Annotated in this window: 16 protein-coding genes; 7 read left to right on the top strand and 9 right to left on the bottom strand. The window is 62.2% G+C overall.

Annotated elements, in window-relative coordinates; genetic code table 11:
• Positions 1 to 25 precede the first annotated feature (25 nt).
• Genes tssC through KHO23_RS22735 form a run of 3 tightly spaced genes read right to left on the bottom strand, consistent with a single transcriptional unit; the run spans position 26 to position 2,843 of the window.
• The gene (gene tssC, locus KHO23_RS22745; RefSeq protein ID WP_211613479.1) at positions 26 to 1,516 is read right to left on the bottom strand and encodes a type VI secretion system contractile sheath large subunit; all 1,491 of its coding nucleotides are present in this window, start codon (positions 1,514 to 1,516) and stop codon (positions 26 to 28) included.
• A gap of 18 nt (positions 1,517 to 1,534) precedes the next feature.
• Positions 1,535 to 2,083, bottom strand: coding sequence for a type VI secretion system contractile sheath small subunit (tssB, locus tag KHO23_RS22740; RefSeq protein ID WP_211613478.1), 549 nt, complete (start codon positions 2,081 to 2,083; stop codon positions 1,535 to 1,537).
• A gap of 37 nt (positions 2,084 to 2,120) precedes the next feature.
• A complete protein-coding gene (locus KHO23_RS22735; RefSeq protein WP_211613477.1) occupies positions 2,121 to 2,843 on the bottom strand; it encodes a tetratricopeptide repeat protein in 723 nt (240 codons plus the stop codon).
• Between the two features lie 363 nt (positions 2,844 to 3,206).
• Between KHO23_RS22735 and tssJ the strand changes: the two genes are divergently transcribed.
• The 3 genes from tssJ to icmH all read left to right on the top strand — a co-directional run bounded on the left by tssJ (position 3,207) and on the right by icmH (position 6,065).
• Positions 3,207 to 3,833 (top strand): type VI secretion system lipoprotein TssJ, encoded by a 627-nt coding sequence (gene tssJ / locus KHO23_RS22730; RefSeq protein WP_211613476.1) that lies wholly within the window; start codon positions 3,207 to 3,209, stop codon positions 3,831 to 3,833.
• Between the two features lie 109 nt (positions 3,834 to 3,942).
• A complete protein-coding gene (gene tssK, locus KHO23_RS22725) occupies positions 3,943 to 5,289 on the top strand; it encodes a type VI secretion system baseplate subunit TssK (protein ID WP_074287743.1) in 1,347 nt (448 codons plus the stop codon).
• Complete coding sequence (gene icmH, locus KHO23_RS22720) at positions 5,286 to 6,065, top strand: type IVB secretion system protein IcmH/DotU (protein WP_211613475.1); 780 nt, start codon at positions 5,286 to 5,288, stop codon at positions 6,063 to 6,065. Before tssK ends, icmH begins: the two co-directional genes overlap by 4 nt.
• A gap of 116 nt (positions 6,066 to 6,181) precedes the next feature.
• Here icmH and zwf read toward each other — a convergent pair whose 3' ends face one another.
• The 4 genes from zwf to KHO23_RS22700 form a co-directional block, all read right to left on the bottom strand.
• A complete protein-coding gene (zwf, locus tag KHO23_RS22715) occupies positions 6,182 to 7,663 on the bottom strand; it encodes a glucose-6-phosphate dehydrogenase (protein ID WP_211613474.1) in 1,482 nt (493 codons plus the stop codon).
• Positions 7,664 to 7,864: 201 nt separating this feature from the next.
• Positions 7,865 to 8,827 carry a bifunctional Delta(1)-pyrroline-2-carboxylate/Delta(1)-piperideine-2-carboxylate reductase gene (gene lhpI / locus KHO23_RS22710; RefSeq protein WP_211613473.1) on the bottom strand — a complete coding sequence of 321 codons (963 nt, stop codon included), beginning with the start codon at positions 8,825 to 8,827 and terminating at the stop codon, positions 7,865 to 7,867.
• A 171-nt stretch (positions 8,828 to 8,998) separates the two neighbouring features.
• The gene (locus KHO23_RS22705; RefSeq protein ID WP_211613472.1) at positions 8,999 to 10,093 is read right to left on the bottom strand and encodes a potassium channel family protein; all 1,095 of its coding nucleotides are present in this window, start codon (positions 10,091 to 10,093) and stop codon (positions 8,999 to 9,001) included.
• 152 nt (positions 10,094 to 10,245) lie between these two features.
• Positions 10,246 to 10,878: a C39 family peptidase gene (locus KHO23_RS22700; RefSeq protein ID WP_211613471.1), complete on the bottom strand. Its 633-nt coding sequence runs from the start codon at positions 10,876 to 10,878 to the stop codon at positions 10,246 to 10,248.
• 204 nt (positions 10,879 to 11,082) lie between these two features.
• Here KHO23_RS22700 and KHO23_RS22695 point away from each other — a divergent pair, with 204 nt between their 5' ends.
• From KHO23_RS22695 to KHO23_RS22685, 3 genes are all read left to right on the top strand, one after another.
• Positions 11,083 to 11,337, top strand: a complete 255-nt coding sequence (locus KHO23_RS22695) for a helix-turn-helix domain-containing protein (protein ID WP_211613470.1) — start codon at positions 11,083 to 11,085, stop codon at positions 11,335 to 11,337.
• Positions 11,338 to 11,339: 2 nt separating this feature from the next.
• On the top strand, positions 11,340 to 12,680 hold the full coding sequence (locus KHO23_RS22690) for a type II toxin-antitoxin system HipA family toxin (RefSeq protein WP_211613469.1): 1,341 nt from the start codon (positions 11,340 to 11,342) through the stop codon (positions 12,678 to 12,680).
• A 296-nt stretch (positions 12,681 to 12,976) separates the two neighbouring features.
• Positions 12,977 to 13,831 (top strand): helix-turn-helix domain-containing protein, encoded by an 855-nt coding sequence (locus KHO23_RS22685; RefSeq protein ID WP_211613468.1) that lies wholly within the window; start codon positions 12,977 to 12,979, stop codon positions 13,829 to 13,831.
• 91 nt (positions 13,832 to 13,922) lie between these two features.
• Here KHO23_RS22685 and KHO23_RS22680 read toward each other — a convergent pair whose 3' ends face one another.
• Positions 13,923 to 15,776: an ATP-binding response regulator gene (locus tag KHO23_RS22680; RefSeq protein ID WP_211613467.1), complete on the bottom strand. Its 1,854-nt coding sequence runs from the start codon at positions 15,774 to 15,776 to the stop codon at positions 13,923 to 13,925.
• Entirely contained in the window at positions 15,746 to 16,294 is a 549-nt protein-coding gene (locus tag KHO23_RS22675; RefSeq protein ID WP_211613466.1) for a molybdopterin-dependent oxidoreductase, read from the bottom strand. Before KHO23_RS22675 ends, KHO23_RS22680 begins: the two co-directional genes overlap by 31 nt.
• Positions 16,295 to 16,582: 288 nt before the next feature.
• Here KHO23_RS22675 and KHO23_RS22670 point away from each other — a divergent pair, with 288 nt between their 5' ends.
• Positions 16,583 to 17,533 (top strand): phosphoribosyltransferase, encoded by a 951-nt coding sequence (locus tag KHO23_RS22670; protein WP_211613465.1) that lies wholly within the window; start codon positions 16,583 to 16,585, stop codon positions 17,531 to 17,533.
• The last annotated feature ends 3 nt before the right edge of the window (positions 17,534 to 17,536 follow it).

Below are 17,536 nucleotides of genomic sequence, written 5' to 3'. Positions count from 1 at the left end.
GCCGGCACGGGTTTTTTTACTTCGTTTATGAATTTGCCGGTTTCGGCAGGTCGGCAACAAGCCGCAAAGAGATCGACAGCTCGTCCAGTTGAAAGTGCGGGCGCAGGAAAGCGACCGAACGATACGCACCAGGCTTGCCCGGAATCTCCGAGACCTGTATCGATGCCTCACGCAGCGGGAACTGCGCTTTCTGCTCCTGGGTCGCGTTGTCGTCCAGCAGGACGTACTGCGAGATCCAACGGTTCAGGAATACTTCGACGTTCTGTGCCGATGCGAAGCTGCCGATCTTGTCGCGCATCATCGCCTTCAGGTAGTGCGCCACGCGCGACACTGAGAAGATGTACTGCAGTTGCGCGGACAGCACGGCGTTCGCATTTGCGCTATCGGTGCTGTACTTCTTGGGCTTCTGTACCGATTGTGCGGCGAAGAACGCGGCGTAATCCGAGTTCTTGCAGTGCACGAGCGGAATGAAACCGAGGTCGCTCAGTTCCTTTTCACGGCGATCGGTAATCGCGATTTCGGTCGGGCATTTCAGCGCGACTTCGCCGTCGTCGGTCTTGAACGTGTGGGTAGGCAGGTCTTCCACCAGACCACCGCCTTCCACGCCGCGAATCGCAGCGCACCAGCCGAAGTCGTCGAATGCGGCAGTCAGCCGTGCGGCGAATGCCCACGCTGCGTTACACCACAGGTATTTGCTGTGATCGGTGCCGTCCACCTCTTCAACGAAGTTGAAGCCTTCAGCCGTGGCGCCGTCTTTCGGATTGAAAGGCAGGCGGCCGAGAAAACGCGGCAACGTCAGGCCGACATAGCGCGAGTCTTCAGAGTCGCGGAACGACTTCCACTTCGCGTATTCGACGGTGTCGAACACCTTGCCGAGATCGCGCGGCTTGCCGAGATCGGCGAATGTTTCGAGCCCCATCAGTTCGGGCGACGCCGAGGCGATGAACGGTGCGTGCGCCGCGGCCGCGACGTGCGCCATCTGTTCGATGAAGTACACGTCTTCAGGCTGACGCGTCACCTCGAAGTCGCCAATGATCGTGCCGAACGGTGCCCCGCCGAAAGTACCGAACTCTTCTTCATAAACCTTCTTGAAGAGTGCGCTCTGATCGAATTCGATAGCGTTCTTGAAGTCGCGCACGAGGTCGCGCTTGGGCGCATGCAGCGCCTTGATCTTGACCGTCGAGCCGGTATTGCTTTCCTTGCACAGGTAGTCGAGGCCGCGCCACGTGCTTTCCATGCGCTGAAATTCCGCCGCATGCATCACCGCGCTCAGTTGCGAGGAGATCAGACGGTCGAGTTCCGCGACGCGCGCGTCGATGGTGGCCGACAGGTTATCGGATACCACCACCGTGCCGTCGAGCACCTGGTGCACGAGTTCACCGATCAGGTCTTTCGCGCGCGCGTGTTCGGACTCGGACTTGGCCACGCGGCTTTTCTCGACGATTTCGTCGAGCAACGTGGATTCCGTGCCGCTCTGCGCGGTGCCGAGTTGGGCTGCTGCCGTTTGCTGATTCATCTCACACCCCGTGCGTACTTATTCGCCCTGCTTGTCGTGATCCGGCGCGCCGGCGTGCTGGTCTGCCGCGTTGCCCTGGTCTTTCGCCAGTGTCTGCAACTGCTGCGTGTTGTTGAGCACTTCGCTCAGCAGGTCCTCGAGTTTGTCGTTGCCGGCCAGCTTGTTGCGCAGGTCGGCCAGCTTGGAACGCGCTTCGAGCAGACGGCGCAGCGGCTCGATCTGCTCGACCACCTCGTCCGGATTGAAATCGGCCATCGACTTGAAACGCAGGTCGACGGCGAATTTGCCACCGGCTTCGCTCAGGCGGTTTTCCACCTGGAACGCGGCGCGCGGCTCGATCGCTTTCATCACGTCGTCAAAATTGTCGCGGTCGATGTTGACGAACTTGCGATCGCGCAGCTTCGGCTGCTCGACTTCGGACTGCCCCGCCAGATCGGCAACCACGCCGACGACGAACGGCAGTTCCTTCACCTCGATCGCATCGCCACGCTCAACCTCATACGTGAGTTGAACGCGCGGTGGCCGCACTTTTTGCAAGCGTTTCTGAATACTTTCTTTCTTCGCCATCGTCGGCTCCCGAATGCAGATAGATCAGGCGTGTGGCTCAGCGCAGCGCGCTGAACGGATCGGACGCGCCGCCGCTTTGCGCGGCTTTGGCGGGCGCTGCAGCCTTGGCGGGCGCTGCAGGCGCTGGCGCGGCCGGTGCAGCGGGCGCCGCCGCCGTAGCAGGCGCCGGCGCCGTAGTGGCCGGAGCCGCAGCGCTGGTGGTGGCATCCGGCGTTTCTGCGGGCTTGCTCTTGGCAACGTGGCGAACGATGCGTTTCTTCTTCACAGCAGACTTGTCGTTCGGGTCAGGCGGGAACAACGTGGCTTCGCCGAGCGTGTCGCGCAGCTGCTTGGCGAGCGCTTGCGCGTCCGACTTCGCATCGCCCGCGAGCGACGCGTCCTGACGCAATTCGCCAAGCGATTGCGTGGCCACGCGCAGGCCAGCCACTGCCAGCACGCTCTTGGCCTGACGATCCGTCTGGTCGCGCTGCAAGGCTTCTTGCGCGGCGACAATGGCCTGACCGTAGTGACCCTGCGTGAACTGGATCTGCGCAATGCGCGACCACGGCTCTTCACGCGTCGGATCGGATTTGGAAAGTTGCTGGTAAAGCGCGATGGCGCGATCCTGATCGCCACCCTTGGCGACGGTATCCGCGTCCGCGAGTTGCTTATTAAAAGCCTCCGGTGTGGTCGCTGTGTTGTTGCCCTGTGTCGCGCAGCCGGCAATCACGCCGCATGCCAACACTACCCCAGATAGTTTTACTAACAGACGCTCATTCATCGTTTTTCACCGACGTGCGATTTTTTTAATTCAAGGAGAAACCGGAGTTTTGCTTTGCTTCAACTGCGCGGGTATAGTACAGGCCAATTTTCGATAATTCAACTTTCGTGTGAAGAAGCATTGCACAAAAAAAATGCATGCGGATGATTTAAACGAAGCATGCAGAAATTGTTTCCTGGTGCAATAGCCGGATTGCGAAGGGCGGAAAAAATTTCCGCATACTGCACGGCAAACACGCAAGTGACGGAGAACAATGCAGTTTGCATAAAGCGGCATTACGCGGCATAGCGTTGTTGCAAATTTGCCGGATTGATTTCGTTATTGATGTTTTGACGGGGGACGGCGCCGAGCCGGTCGATGTATATGAATTCGCGTCTTGTTCGCCATGCATCGCTATTGATCACCAGTGCCGTGGCGTGCGCGCTGCTGGGCGGCTGCGCGGCCGCCGTGCCCGCGCTGGGAGCCGCTGCCAACGCGGTTTTGCAGGCGAGCGGCCTCGGCAAGCCCGACGTACCGGATGCGCAAAAGCCGCCACGTAATGTCGGCCTCACCTTATACGCCGCGCCGAATCTGAATGCCGCCAATGATAACCGGCCACTGGCGCTGGTCGTGCGGCTTTACGTGCTGAAAGACCCCACCTCATTCCAGCAGGCGCCATTCGATGCATTTACCGACCCGGCCAAGGAAAAGACCACGCTGGGCGGCGATTTGCTGGGCGTGCGCGAAGTGACGCTGATCCCCGGTCAACGTTACGTCGTCACCGAAAAAGTCTCGCGTGAAGCGCAGGCATTCGGTATCGTCGCTCTATTCCGCGATCCGGCAATGCAGCGTTGGAAATTCGCCTTCGACCCGGCGAAGTCGGAGAAATCCGGCATAATGATCGGCCTGCATAACTGCGCAATGACGGTAACCAACGGCACTGTGATCCCGGCTGAACAGGGACTGCCCGCCCAACCGCTGAATATGCTTTCTTCAGTAAGCTGCGGTTAAAGATGCTGGACAAATACGATTTAACAATTTTTAGAGAATTAACAATGCGGCGCTCGAATCGGTTTATCTCCGGGCACGCCATACGCTGAACGCATATAACAGGTTTGAGATGAGTTATTCCGCAAAAGTGCTCTGGGGGGAAGGCCTGTTTCTGAGGCCACAGCATTTTCAGCGTCAGGACGCCTATCATGAGGCGCGCCTGTTCGAATCGATCCAGGCGATCCAGCCGTACAACTGGGGGGTGCGCTCGGCGCGTCTCGACCGCGACGCACTCGGCAGCAATGTGCTGCGCGTGAGCGAACTGTCGCTGGTGTTTCCGGATGGGGCGCTCTACTCCGCGCCGCAAGCCGACGACCTGCCACCGCCCATCGCACTTGACACGCTGCCCGACGGCATCAACGAATTCACGTTCTATCTGGCGCTGCATCCGCTGCGCGAAACCGGCGCGAACTATTCGCAAGACAGCAATGCGGGCTTCGTCTCGCGTTATGTCAGCGAGCAAACGCCGGTGGCCGATCATTTCACCGACGCCGCCGAAGCCGACATCACGTTCCTGAAAACCAGCGTCAAACTCATTGCGCATAGCGAACCGCGCGACCAGTTGCTGTCGGTGCCGCTTGTGCGCGTGCGCCGCACCGCCACGTCGGGTTTTGAAATCGACGACACGTTCGTGCCGCCCTGCCTCGCGATCGACGCATCGCCGATCCTGCATCAGCGGCTGCGTCAACTGATCGACGCGCTGCAGGCCAAGGTCAACGCACTGTATGGCTTTCACCGCGAGCCGACCAAGAACATCATCGAGTTCCGTTCCGGCGACATCGCGTCGTTCTGGCTGCTGCACACGGCGAGCGCCGCGTTTGCCTCGCTTGCGCACCTGTATCAGCATTCGGCGCTGCATCCGGAGCGTCTGTTTCAGGAATTGCTGCGACTGGCCGGCCAGTTGATGACGTTTTCGAAAGGTTATGCGCTGTCCGACCTGCCCGCTTACCGGCACGACGACCCGGGGCCCGGCTTTGCGCGCCTCGACACGATTCTGCGCGATCTGCTCGAAACCGTGATCTCCACGCGTTACTTCGCGATCGCGCTCGAAGAAGTGCGCCCTTCGTTCCATGCGGGCCGTCTCGACTCGGGCAAGATCGACGACAAGACCCTGTTCTATATTGCCGTCTCCGCGGACATGCCGACCGCCGAGCTCGTCGAAGCCGTCCCCGCCCGCTTCAAGGTCGGCGCGCCGGACGACGTCGACAAACTGGTGCTCTCGGCCATGCCGGGCGTGCGCCTCGTGTACACCCCGCAAGTGCCGCCCGCCATTCCGGTACGACCGGGCGCGTGCTACTTCTCTTGCGAATCGCGCGGCGCATTGTATGACCGCATGTTGCAGGCCCAATCGGCAATGATCTACGCGCCGTCGGGCATCAACGATCTTCAACTCGAACTGATCGCCGTCACATCATGAGCTTCGCGCCCTCCCTGTTTGGCGGCAGCACGCCTGCCGCGACGCCCGCCCCCGTGACCGAGCCGAGCTACCAGGTTCGCTCGCTGCTCGATCTGCTGTACGACGGTTTCTTCATGCTGTTTTTGTTGAAGAACGGCCGCGAACCCGGCGACGCGCAGGAATTCAGCCAGCGCATCCAGCAGTTTCTCGGCGACTTCGAGCGCGGTGCGAAAAAGCTCAATGCGTCGGCGGAAGATGTCTACGCATCCAAGTTTGCGTTCTGCGCAGCGATCGACGAATCGGTGTTGTCGTCGACATTCAAGATCCGCACGGAATGGGAGCGCCGACCGTTGCAGCTGGTGCTGTTCGGCGAGCAACTGGCGGGCGAGAAATTTTTCCAGTACCTTGAGGAATGCCGCGCCCAAGGCGCCGCGCGTTTGCAGTCGCTCGAAGTGTTTCACATGTGCCTGCTGCTCGGCTTCCAGGGCAAGTATCTGCTCGAGGGGCCGGAGAAACTCGCCTATCTCACCGCGCGCATCGGCGACGAAATCGCCCATATGAAGGGCAAGCGCGCACCGTTCGCCCCGCATTGGCCGTTGCCGGACCAGGTCGCGCACCGGCTCAAGCGCGAGGTGCCGTTGTGGTCGATCGGCGCGGTGTTCGCGCTGGTTGGGCTGCTCGCGTATCTTGGCCTGAACACTTATCTGCGCGATCAGACGTTGCGTACGCTTGCACCGTATTCGCAAGTGGTCAAGCTGGGTCCGCAATCCGCTACGTTGACGATTTCGCTGCCGTAATTCAGCACAGCAGCACATAACAAAAAAGGCGGCCCGCAAAAACGGGCCGCCTTTTTTCTCTGCGAAACAAACGCGTCAAAGCGTCGACGGATCGCCGACGCTTAACAATTGCCCGCTTACTGCGATTCTTCCGCCCACACGGCGTTTTCACGCGCCATCAGCGCCGTCGACGCAGCCGGCCCAAACGTGCCTGCCGTATAACCACGCGGCTTGTCGCCCGACTTGCTCCAGCCATCCAGAATCGGTTCGGCCCATGCCCATGCGGCTTCGAGTTCGTCGCGGCGCATGAAGTGCGTGAGACGTCCACGAATCACGTCGATCAACAAGCGCTCGTACGCTTCCGCGCGACGCTCGGTGAAAGCCTGCTGCAAGTCCAGGTTCAGATTCACCGGCAACATGTGCATGCCGCTACCGGGTTCCTTCGCGAGCATTTGCAACTGGATCGACTCTTCCGGCTGCAACTGGATCACAAGACGGTTCCCGTAATTACGCCCACCGCTCGGAATGATCGAGAACGGCAATTCGGAAAACTCGATAACGATTTCCGATACCTTCTTCTGCATACGCTTGCCGGTGCGCAGGTAAAACGGCACGTTGGCCCAGCGCCAGTTGTTGATATGCGCGCGCAACGCGACGAAAGTCTCGGCGCGGCTGCCGGCCGGCACGTTGTCTTCCTCGAGGTAGCCCTTCACCGGCTCGCCGTTTACCGCACCGGCCGTGTACTGGCCGCGCACGGTATCGCGCGCGATATCCTCGGGCGTCATAGGGCGCAGCGAGCGCAGCACCTTGAGCTTCTCGTCGCGCACCGCATCCGGATCGAGCGACACCGGCGGCTCCATGGCGACGATGCACAGTAACTGCAGCAGGTGGTTTTGCACCATGTCGCGCAGCGCGCCGGTTTTATCGTAGAAACCCGCGCGGCTGCCCACCCCGACCTCTTCGGCTACCGTGATCTGCACGCGCTTGATATACGGGGCCTGCCACAGCGGACCGAAAATCGCATTGCCAAAACGCAGCACCATCAGGTTCTGCACGGTTTCCTTGCCGAGGTAATGATCGATCCGGTAGATCTGCGCTTCGCTGAAATGCTTGCCAACCGCCGTGTTGATCTCCTGCGCGGACGCCAGATCGTGGCCCAGCGGTTTCTCGAGCACCACCCGCGAATTCTCGTCGACCAATCCCGCCGCCGAAAGGTTTTCGCAAATATTCGTGAACAGATCGGGCGAGGTCGCAAGATAGAACACGCGCCGCACACCTTCGCGCGACACTTCTTTCAGACGCTGGTAGTCCTCGACTGAATCGACGTCCATGCGCACGTACTCGAACAGCGCCAGGAATTTGTCCCAGGCGGCGGAATCGAATGCTTTCTTTTCGATGAAGGGCTTCGCCTTCGCTTCCATGAACTCGCTGATGTACTCCTCACGCGACCACGGCTTGCGGCCGATCGTGAGAATGCGGGTATCCGGCGGCAGATTGCAGTGCAGATGCGCCATGTAGAGCGCGGGCAGCAGCTTGCGAAACGACAGGTCGCCGGTGCCGCCGAAGATGATCATATCGAGCGGCAGATTGGGAGTGGCTGAAGCGTGTTGGGTCGTCATAGCGCGGTCGCGGCGTCGTGATAGGCGTCAGTTCAAAGGACAAGGGGCAAAAGCGCCGGCAAACCGGCGCTTTTTTCCGGCAAACGCCTATGGTGCAACGTTTTGAGATTGTTTGCACGGCAACATGTGCCGCAGGTTGGCGCAAGATGCCAATGGAGACCGGCGAACCGCCATGCGCCGGGCGCGGCAAACGGTCCGCGATCAGCCGCCTGACAAGGCTTCGCGCGCCACGCGGCACGCCGCCAGATCCCATGCCGCGCAGCCGACGCTTTTAAAAACAATCGGTTTTTCTAGCGGCAACAACGTGGCATTTTCCACCACTGCGGCGATTCCGCCGACCTGCGCCCAATCGACACCGGCTTGGATGAAATCACCGGCCTCATGCCTGGCGCCGGCTTCGTCGTCGACGAACAGCGCGCTGCCTGCAATCGTGCGCGCGCCGATCTCGACCATGGCCGGCGTGAACGCGCCAACGCCGATCACGAGCCGGTCCGTGCGGGCCGGTTCGTTGTAGACGGCCTGCTTGCTGGTGGTCAGCGCGATTACCACGTCGATCGAATCGGGGATGGCCGCGTTGGGGTCGGTCAACGGTTTCAATTCGCGCACTTTGCCAGCGTGCGCACCATGCGCACCATGGGCACCACGCGCCGCGCAAAACGCTTCGGCCCGCGCGGGCGCACTGCCCTTCACCCACACGCGCGCGTCGGGAAACAGCTCGCCGATCGCTTCCAGATGGTTTGCTGCCTGCGTGCCGGTGCCGATCAGCAGGAATTCGCGCGGCCTTGTCGGTGCGAAAGTGTGTACGCCGAGCATCGACATCGCCGCCGTGCGCCGGCCGGTCACGGTCGGGCCATCGAGAATGAAGAGCGTCTCGCCGGTGTCGGCGTCGAAGGCCATCACCTGGCCGTGGATCGTCGGAATGCCGCGCGCTCCATTGCTCGCGCACACGTTGACCAGCTTGTGGATAGCGAGATCGGGCGCGGTAGCCGGCATCGACAGCATGATGCCGCCCTCGTTGAGCGGCACGACTAGCCGTTCAGGACTCGCGATGCGTTGCTGTGCATAGTCGATGCTCGCGCGCTTCAATGCGTCGACAAGCGTCGCGTACGGGATCAGCCGCGCGGTGGCGGCGGCGTCGAAAATCTGCGTGGTCGGGCGGGTCATAAGCGGGCTTTTCCTGTCCTTGCGAGAGGATGCGTTGAATTCAGCGCACCTGAAAACCACCTGAAAAAACTGTCAATCAGCGGATCGCGTTCGTCGACGATCCAGTTGGCAAAACCGGTCGCGCGCCGGGCAGGCGCGGACTCGCTGTCGGACGCTTCGTTCACGCGTCTTTCACATTGCACTCGCGTGGCGCGACGACTGGATGACCATCAGCAGATCGTCCGGCTCGATCGGACACGGCTCGTCTTCATAGAACGACAGCATGCGCCCCGCGCGTATCAGCCCGATCACCACCACGCCCGGCAACGCATTGCTCCAGCGGCCGACTTCCTGCGCGGTCGCCGGACGTTCCACCAGATTGACACGGCCACGCGCCGACAGCAGATCGTTGACGAACGGCACGATGTAGTTACTGTCCACTGCGTCGGCAAGCAACAGTCCGCCGATCTTGGTCGACGAAACGATCACGTCGGCGCCGGCCTGGCGCAACTGGCGCTGGTAGGTTTGCTCCTGAATCCGCACGACGATTTTCGTGTCCGGCGCGACGCTGCGCACGGTCAGTGTGAGCAGGATCGCGATGGCGTCGTCGCTGACGGCGATGATCACCGCCTTGGCGATGCGCACCTGCGCCTGCTGCAACAGGTCCTCACGCGACGGATCGCCGAGCAGGCCCGCCACGCCCAACGCCGTGGCCGCTTCGAGCGCCTCCTGCTGTGAATCGATGACAACGATCGATTCCGCGGCGAAACCGCTTTCCAGCAGTTCGCGCACCGCGACCGACCCGCTCAATCCGTAGCCGCACACCACGACGTGATCGCGCAGTTGTTTTTGCAGGCGTTTCATGCGGAATTCCTCGATGACGCGTTGAATGACGAACTGATAGGCGGTGCCCAGAAACACGAACCAGATGACGATACGGATCGGCACGATGAAGAACGCGTCGATGAGCCGCGCGCGGGCGGTGACCGGCACGATATCGCCATAACCGACAGTGGCGACCGTGACCATCGTGAAGTACATCAGATCGATGATGCCGAGCACCTTGCGGTTGGCGTCACGCAGACCGTCTCGATCGAGATAGAGCACCGCGAAGGCAAGCACACACAGGCCAAGCACGAGGTAGACACGCTGCAGCAGCACGCGCTGCGGCGACGCCGCGGGGCGCGTGAAGAGCGTGCGGGCGCGCGGCGCCTGCCAGGGCGTGCGGGCACGGCGCGGCAGGCGAAAGCGCGGTGGGCGTGGCTGCGGGTGTGGTTGATCAGACACGCGTTACTCCGGGAATCGGGAACAAGCGATTCTACGACGCCCGGCGCGCCGTGGGGCCGGATCGCGGGAATGCGAAGGATGTCCGTGTGAAGTCCCTTGACAGAAACCGGGCTCGATCAGTGCATTCGCCGTACGGCGTGCCTCCGCCACATCTAGCGCACGATGCGGGTGAGCGTCATGCCACGCCCTGCGTAGAAACGCGCCATTGTTGCGAACGACAGATACACATCCGCCTGGTGAGGCGCGATGCCCGACGGATTATGAAACCAGACGCCGTCGCGATCACGCCCGTGCAGCAGAATCAGATGCCCGCCCTGGCGCTGATTCGGCCGTTCGGGGTAGCGAATCTCGGGGCTCACGGAGACGATCGCCAGCGTGTCGCCGTCGATGCGCACGGCGAGTTCTTCAAGCCGCGCCTGCGGCAGCACCTCGACCTGAATGCCGAATGCCTCACCGATCCAATCGGCGAACGGCCGGTAGATCAAGCCGTCGACGCCGCCGTCGTCGCGCAGCCGGTATACGCCGTGGCGCAACGCGTCATCCAGCAATGCGGCGCGCGGCGCGTGTTCGATGCCCCAGTAGTCGAGCGCGGATTCAAGGCAGGTCAGACCGCACAGGCGTTTGGCCCAGAAACGGTAACGCTCCGGGTCGGCGAAACCGCTGCGCTGCCAGTATGGGTCGTCGCATGGGTCGCCTTGTTGTTCGACAATGTGGCGCACCCAGTCGGGGCTGCCCCATTGCGTGTAGTACGGCACGTCGTTATGGCGTAGCGTCGGTTCGTTCATGAGTCGCGGAGTCGGTAGAAGATGTTTTTACAGCATGCTACACGGCCATCCAGCAGGGACGCACGCAGATGAAATTTATTCGTCTCGCAGATATTTGCCAATTATTCGCCAGACAGATATTTGCCGAATATGCGTCACACGAATATTTGACAAATATCTGTGTGACGCATAAAATGCATTTATTCGTCTCGCGGATAATTTGCCATGATCCACCTCGTCGCCACACCGGACCAGATGGCCCAACTGCTGGCCGCCGGCCGGCGCCAGGCCGGTCTCACCCAGGCCGAAGCCGCCGCGCGCGTCGGCATCAGCCAGAGCCGCATCTCGGCGCTCGAAACCGACGCCACCGCGCTCACCCTCACGCAATTGCTGGCGCTGTGCGGCGCCTACGGCCTGCAATTGCAGGTACGCGACAAGAACAAGCCGGCGCCTGAGCCAACGCCTTTGATCGAGTGGTAAGCATGGGCCGCCAAACGCATTCCCGGGCGCTTTCGGTGTGGGCCAACGGCGAGCGCGTCGGCGTCTGGCGCCTGCCCACCCGCGGCCCCATGGAGTTCACTTACGACCCCGCATGGGTCGCCTCGCCTGCTGGCAGGCCGCTTTCGCTCTCGCTGCCGTTCGCGCCGAGCAACGTGGCGCACAAAGGGCCACGGGTGCTCAACTATTTCGACAATCTGCTACCCGACAGCGAGGCGATCAGAAAGCGCATCGCCCAGCGCTACCAGACCGATACGCTTGAGGCGTTCGACCTGCTGCAAGCCATCGGCCGCGATTGCGTGGGCGCCGTTCAGTTGCTGGCCGCTGACGACGCGCCGGCCGGCGTCGAACGGATCGAAGGCACGCCGCTCTCCGACAGCGAGATCGAGGCCATGCTGGCGCGCACCGTCAGCAACTCCGCCCTTGGCCCGCCCGGCGAAGCAGACGATTTCCGCATCTCGCTCGCCGGCGCGCAGGAAAAAACCGCCCTGCTGTGGCACGACGGCAAGTGGCAACGTCCGCATGGCGCCACGCCCACCACACATATTTTCAAGCTGCCGCTCGGGCTGGTCGGCAACAGGCTCGCCGACCTCAGCACTTCGGTCGAAAACGAATGGCTGTGTTTGCGGATCCTGCGCGCCTACGGCCTGCCGGTGGCCAACACTGAAATCATGACGTTCGGCAAGCAACGGGTGCTGAGCGTCGAACGCTTCGACCGGCAACTGCATTCGAGCGGGCAATGGCTGCTGCGCCTGCCGCAGGAAGACTTCTGCCAGGTGTATGGCGTACCGTCGCATCGCAAGTACGAAAACGAAGGCGGTCCGGGCGTGCTGGACCTCGCGCGGATTCTCCAGCAATCGGCGTCGGCGCAACAGGACATCGAAACGCTGCTGGCAAGCCAGATTCTGTTCTGGATGCTGGCGGCGCCGGACGGCCACGCCAAGAACTTCAGCATTCGCTTGCTGGCGGGTGGCCAGTACCGCCTGACGCCGCTTTATGACGTGATGTCGATCTGGCCGGTAGAAGGCAACGGCCCGAATCAATGGTCATGGTTCAAGGCCAAGCTCGCCATGGCGATGTGGTCGCGCAGCAAACACGACGCCTTTCGCGATGTGCAGCGGCGTCACTTCAACGCCATGGCGCCGCGGTGCTCGTACGGCGCGAACGCCGAGCCGTTGATCCAGCGGCTGATCGAACAGACGCCGGAGGTCATCGCGCGAGTCTCGGCCGAATTGCCCGGCCGGTTTCCGGGCAAGGTCGCCGAGCGGATTTTCAAAGGTCTCAAAAACTCGGCGGTGAAACTCGATACCATGCCGCCTGCATAGGCGCCGCATAAGGAAAACACCAGCCGGACTTATTTCTCTATAAATGCCGAGCGGTTTCATCGGTAAAATACATTCGATGCTAAAAGCATAAACGGATCGCCGAATTTGCCCGTTCGCACCTCGCACCGGCACGTTCGGCGGCGGTCAGACAAAAACACAGGCCGCGATATTTTTTACGGTACATTTGCTGTCCCCTGCTTAGCTGCGTCCACGCGCATCCAATGTGCATGGGCGCGCTGCGCGCGTCGTACGCACGCTCCACAGCCACCCTTCAAGAAGGCAGATTCTCACGCAGTATGACCAACGAAACACACTCACCTGACTCCATCGCAGTCGCCGAGCGCGTGCGCGAGTTGATGAGCCGGCATGGAATCGGCAAACGCCAGCAAACCACTGAGCTGTGCCGCATCCTCGATCTGAGTTTTTCGCAGGGACACCGCAAGCTGCGCGGCAACAGCCCATGGACCCTCTCGCAGATCAAGAAGGTGGCCGAGGTGTTCGGCGAACCTGCCGCTCAGCTATTCGGCGCACAATCGCTCGATCCGGGCATGGTCGGCGCCATCGCCCAGGAGGCGGTGTTCTGCGTCGGCGCGATCGAGCTGGCCTGCACCGCGTGGGTCGGCGCCGCGCTCGAACCGGGCAGCCGTCCTGAATTTGTCGCGTACCCGAAGCTCGGTCAATGGCGCGTTGCGCGTCACGACGGCACGCTTTACCAGGGCGCGTACGAAGTCCACAAGATCGAGATCTATCCGCGCCGCGCTGAAACGGACAAGCCGACCATCGCCGTGGTCGACGACGATCAGGCCTCCGCCGACAACCTGCGCGACTATCTCGAGCGCAGCGGTTTCACGGCAGTGGCGATCTACGGCCTCGCCGCGTTCACCGAACAACTGCAAACACAGGTTTTCGACGGCATTGTGATCGACTGGCTGTTCGGCTCGCAGACCTCGGCGGCGGCGATCCGTGCGGTGCGGGCGTCGGAGAATCCAGACGCGCCGATTTTCGTGCTGACCGGCGAATTGCTGACCGGCAAGGCCAGTGAATCGGAGATCAGCCAGGTCATCCGCAACTACGACGTCGCGTGCTATGAGAAGCCCGCGCGCATGGCGATCCTGGTCGCCGACCTGTCGAAGCGCCTCAACCGGCCCTGACGCATCGGCAAGACGGCTGAAGGTGTGTGCTCAGGTTGAGCCCTCCTCCATCCGAGGCAACCGCGGCAACTGTGAGTCCCCAGGCGTCGCATCACACCGTATGCCGCGAAGCCAACGCACGCTGCAATGCGCTGCGCAGTTCCTCGTAATGTACTGGCTTTAATAACGCTTCGAAAATCGGCTGCGAGCCCCCTTCTCCTCCCGCACTCACCACGCTATCCGCCTCCGGCGCATACGCGCTCACGACGATCACCGGAACGCCCGACGACGGCCCCCCGCGCGCCGCGAAATCCGCAAGGAACGTATAACCGTCGCGATCGGGCATATGCAGATCGAGCAGCACCACGTCACAACGGCGAGCGTCGAGCCACTCCAGCGCATCGTCCGCATTGGAGACGGCGTGCGCGTCGAAATCCATGTGCGCGATCATTTCGCTCAGCGACTCGCGAATCAACCGGTTGTCGTCGACGATCAACACGCACGGGCGCGTGCCGGCCGGTTCAGCGTGCGCCGCCACGCCGGCCGGCGCGGTTGCTGCGACCTGCGTGACCGGGATCGTCACCGTAAAGATGGTGCCCTTACCCACGGTGCTCGCCACCTCGACAGTGCCGCCAAACAGCCTGACGAGCCCTTGCACGATCGTGAGCCCCATCCCCGCGCCCTCGAAGCGGCGCGTGCGCGACGCGTCCAGTTGCGTGAACTCCTGGAAGATCAGCGGAATCTGCGCTTGCGGCACGCCCGGCCCCGTGTCGCTCACGACGAAGTTCAGCACCGCGGGCCGCTGCCGCAGTTGCACGCTCACTGTGCCGGTTTCGGTGTAACGGATCGCGTTGGTGACCAGGTTGTTGACGATCTGGCGGATGCGGTGCGGATCGGAATCGACGAGGCCGCTCATGCCGCTCGCCTCGCTTTCCAGCTTGAGGCCGCGCGCGGCAGCCGACATCGCGTGTTCGTCGACGATCGATGCCAGCAGCTCGCGCGGCTCGAAATGCTCGTGACGCAGTTCGAGCTTGCCGGCGCCGAGGCGCGCGTAGTCGGTCAGGTCCTTCATCTGCGCTTCCAGATGCCGCCCTGCGGTTTCGAGCCGCTGGATCACCTTGCGGTCGGCCTCGGAGTGATAGTTGAAACCCAGCAATTCGATCGACGACACGATCGCATGCAGCGGCGTGCGCAGTTCGTGGCTGATCATGCCGAGAAACGCGTCCTTCGCGAGACTCGCCTCACGCGCCGCGCGGCTCGCCTGATGCTCCGCTTCGAGCGCCGCATGTTGCTGATGCATCAGACGCGTACGGCGCCGGCCGTTGAGCACCAGCAGCATGGTCGCGGCCGCCGAGAGCAGCAGCAGCAACAGGCCGCCCGCGAACAGCATGCGGCGCTTGTCGATGAAATCGCGGTTCATCGCCTCACGGTCGGCCACGTCGGCGAAACGGCGGCTCAACGCGAGATCGTTGACCTCGTTCCAATGCTGGCGCAACGCGACGACGATCTGATTGGCGCGGCTGCGGTCCTTCGGCAAGGCATCCACCTCCGGTTGAATCTCGTCCAGAACATGATCAATCGAGTGGATTTCGTCCAGTTGCCGTTGCAGCAGCGCGAGCTGTGTGGTCAGCCGGCGCGTGGAACCGGCCATCACATGCAGCTTCGATTGAAGCAACTGGTAGCGCAGCATGAGCCGCTGATAGTCGTCGTCGACGCCGGATTGATACAGCAGCAACTGGTTCTCGAAACGTGCGTAGGCAATCTGCAATTGCGCGGCGTCCCAATAGAAGCCGTCGTACTGACCGGTCAGCTGTTCGGTGGCGCGCGGATTGAGCAGGTTCGCGTACAACAGATAGCCGATTGCGCCGGCCGGCGCCGCGAGCGCAGTCAGCCAGATCAGCACATAGAGGACACGACGCCAGGGGCGGCGCGTTGTTATTTGATGATGAATGCCTTGATCTGCCATACGAATTTCGAGTCGCCCACCGCGCCCATGAGTTCATCAGGGAACGCGTCGCGCGGATACATAAGAAACAGCGGCCCGAAGTCGCTGATCTTCAGCCGCCGGCCGTTCATGCTGTAGGCAACGATCACGCCGTAGCGATCGCAGTCCGACACCGGAATGGTGTACGTATAGTCGTCGAGCGTATGGATCTCGACCGCGCTGCCGGATGCGCCAACGGCCTTCAGGATATCCGCGAGCAACGGCCCTGTGAAGGTGGACCGCGGCGTCCAGGTGGTGGCGGTCGTAATCGAATGGACCGGCAGCGCCAGCAGTTGTGCCTCGGTGAAGTGATACAACTGGTGCGCCGCATCGTTGGTCTTGCTGATTTTGCCCGTCACGTCGAGCGATAACGGCAACGACTCTGCCTGAGCCTGTGCCTGCATGCTCCACGCGGCGAACACGAGGAGCAGACCCAGCCCCCACCATGCGCCCCTGTACACACCGTTCCTGCCGCCCACCGCTGCGTTCATCTTGGTCATCTGCCTGGCTTATTCCATCGTTTGTTATTTTTTCGGGCGGCGCGAGACTGCGCCGGCTCAACCTGCCAGCGAACCTGCAGCGCCCCTTTTTCCGCCGCGACGGTGGTCGTTGCGACACGCCCCGCTCGGCGACGCGCATCACCCCGACGCGCGATCTTTGAACCGCATGCATAATATCGCCAAAATTCTTAGTCTCAAAAACGAAGACCTGCCGCGGCGCTGCGCCGCGCGCCGCTCTCCATTTACTGGACACCTGCCCTACGCGCGCAACGCGACGCCCAAAGAGTCATGAACAAGCCCGTTTTGCCCCTGACGTACGAACAACTCGATCACTGGATCGAATCGCTGCAACCCGCGTTGCTGGCGGAGCGCTTCGCGATGGCGATCGGGATTCTGCGTGGCGGCGCGCCGCTTGCGCTGATGGTTTCGCATGCGGCCGGCACCCCGGTCGCCTTCCTGCGCTACGAGCGCCAGTCGCGCACGGTTGCCTGGGACTCGACGCTGCCGATCCCGCCCGCGGGTTCGAAAGTGCTGCTGTGCGAAGACATCGCGGGGCGCGGCTTTACGCTGGCCGATTGCGTCGCATTCCTTCAGCAGCATGGCCTCGATGTCAGGACACTGACCGCCGCGGTCGACGACCTGAGCCGCATACAACCCGATTATGCGATCGACGCGCGCGGCTACTTCGCGCTGTTTCCGTGGGAGCGCCAGGCCTACACCGAGCGTTATCGCGAAGACTGGGAGCGCGTTGAAGCCGGCGCCGCGCCCGCCATGGCGGACGATCACGAATACGCCACCTACGCGATCGACCTCGACGGCATTCTGCTGCCCGACGTTCCGCTCGCGCGCTACGACGAGGATCTGGCCGCGGCGCTCGCCGAACGCGACGCGCTGCTGCCGTTCGAGGTGCTGCCCGGTATCGATCTGCAACGCGTGCGTACGATCATCACCGGCCGGCCTGAACTGGATCGCGCGCGCACCGAAGCGTGGCTCGCGCGGCATGGCTTCGGTCATATGCAACTGGTGATGCGCACGCCCGGCACACACGATGAAAGTGCCGCCGGTGCCGCCGCTCACAAGGCCGCTGCCGCGTTGCGCGGCGGCGTCACGCATTTTGTCGAGAGCGATCCGGTGCAGGCGCTGCTGATTGCCCAGCAGGCGCCGTTGCTGCGCGTAATCTGGTGGGACGCGCTCACGCAAACGGGCATGCTGGTCGGGGCGCGCGCGTGGAACGAATGAAGC

This window comes from Paraburkholderia haematera, assembly GCF_905220975.1.
Taxonomy (GTDB): domain Bacteria; phylum Pseudomonadota; class Gammaproteobacteria; order Burkholderiales; family Burkholderiaceae; genus Paraburkholderia; species Paraburkholderia haematera.
This window is presented reverse-complemented; position numbering and strand designations above follow the sequence as displayed.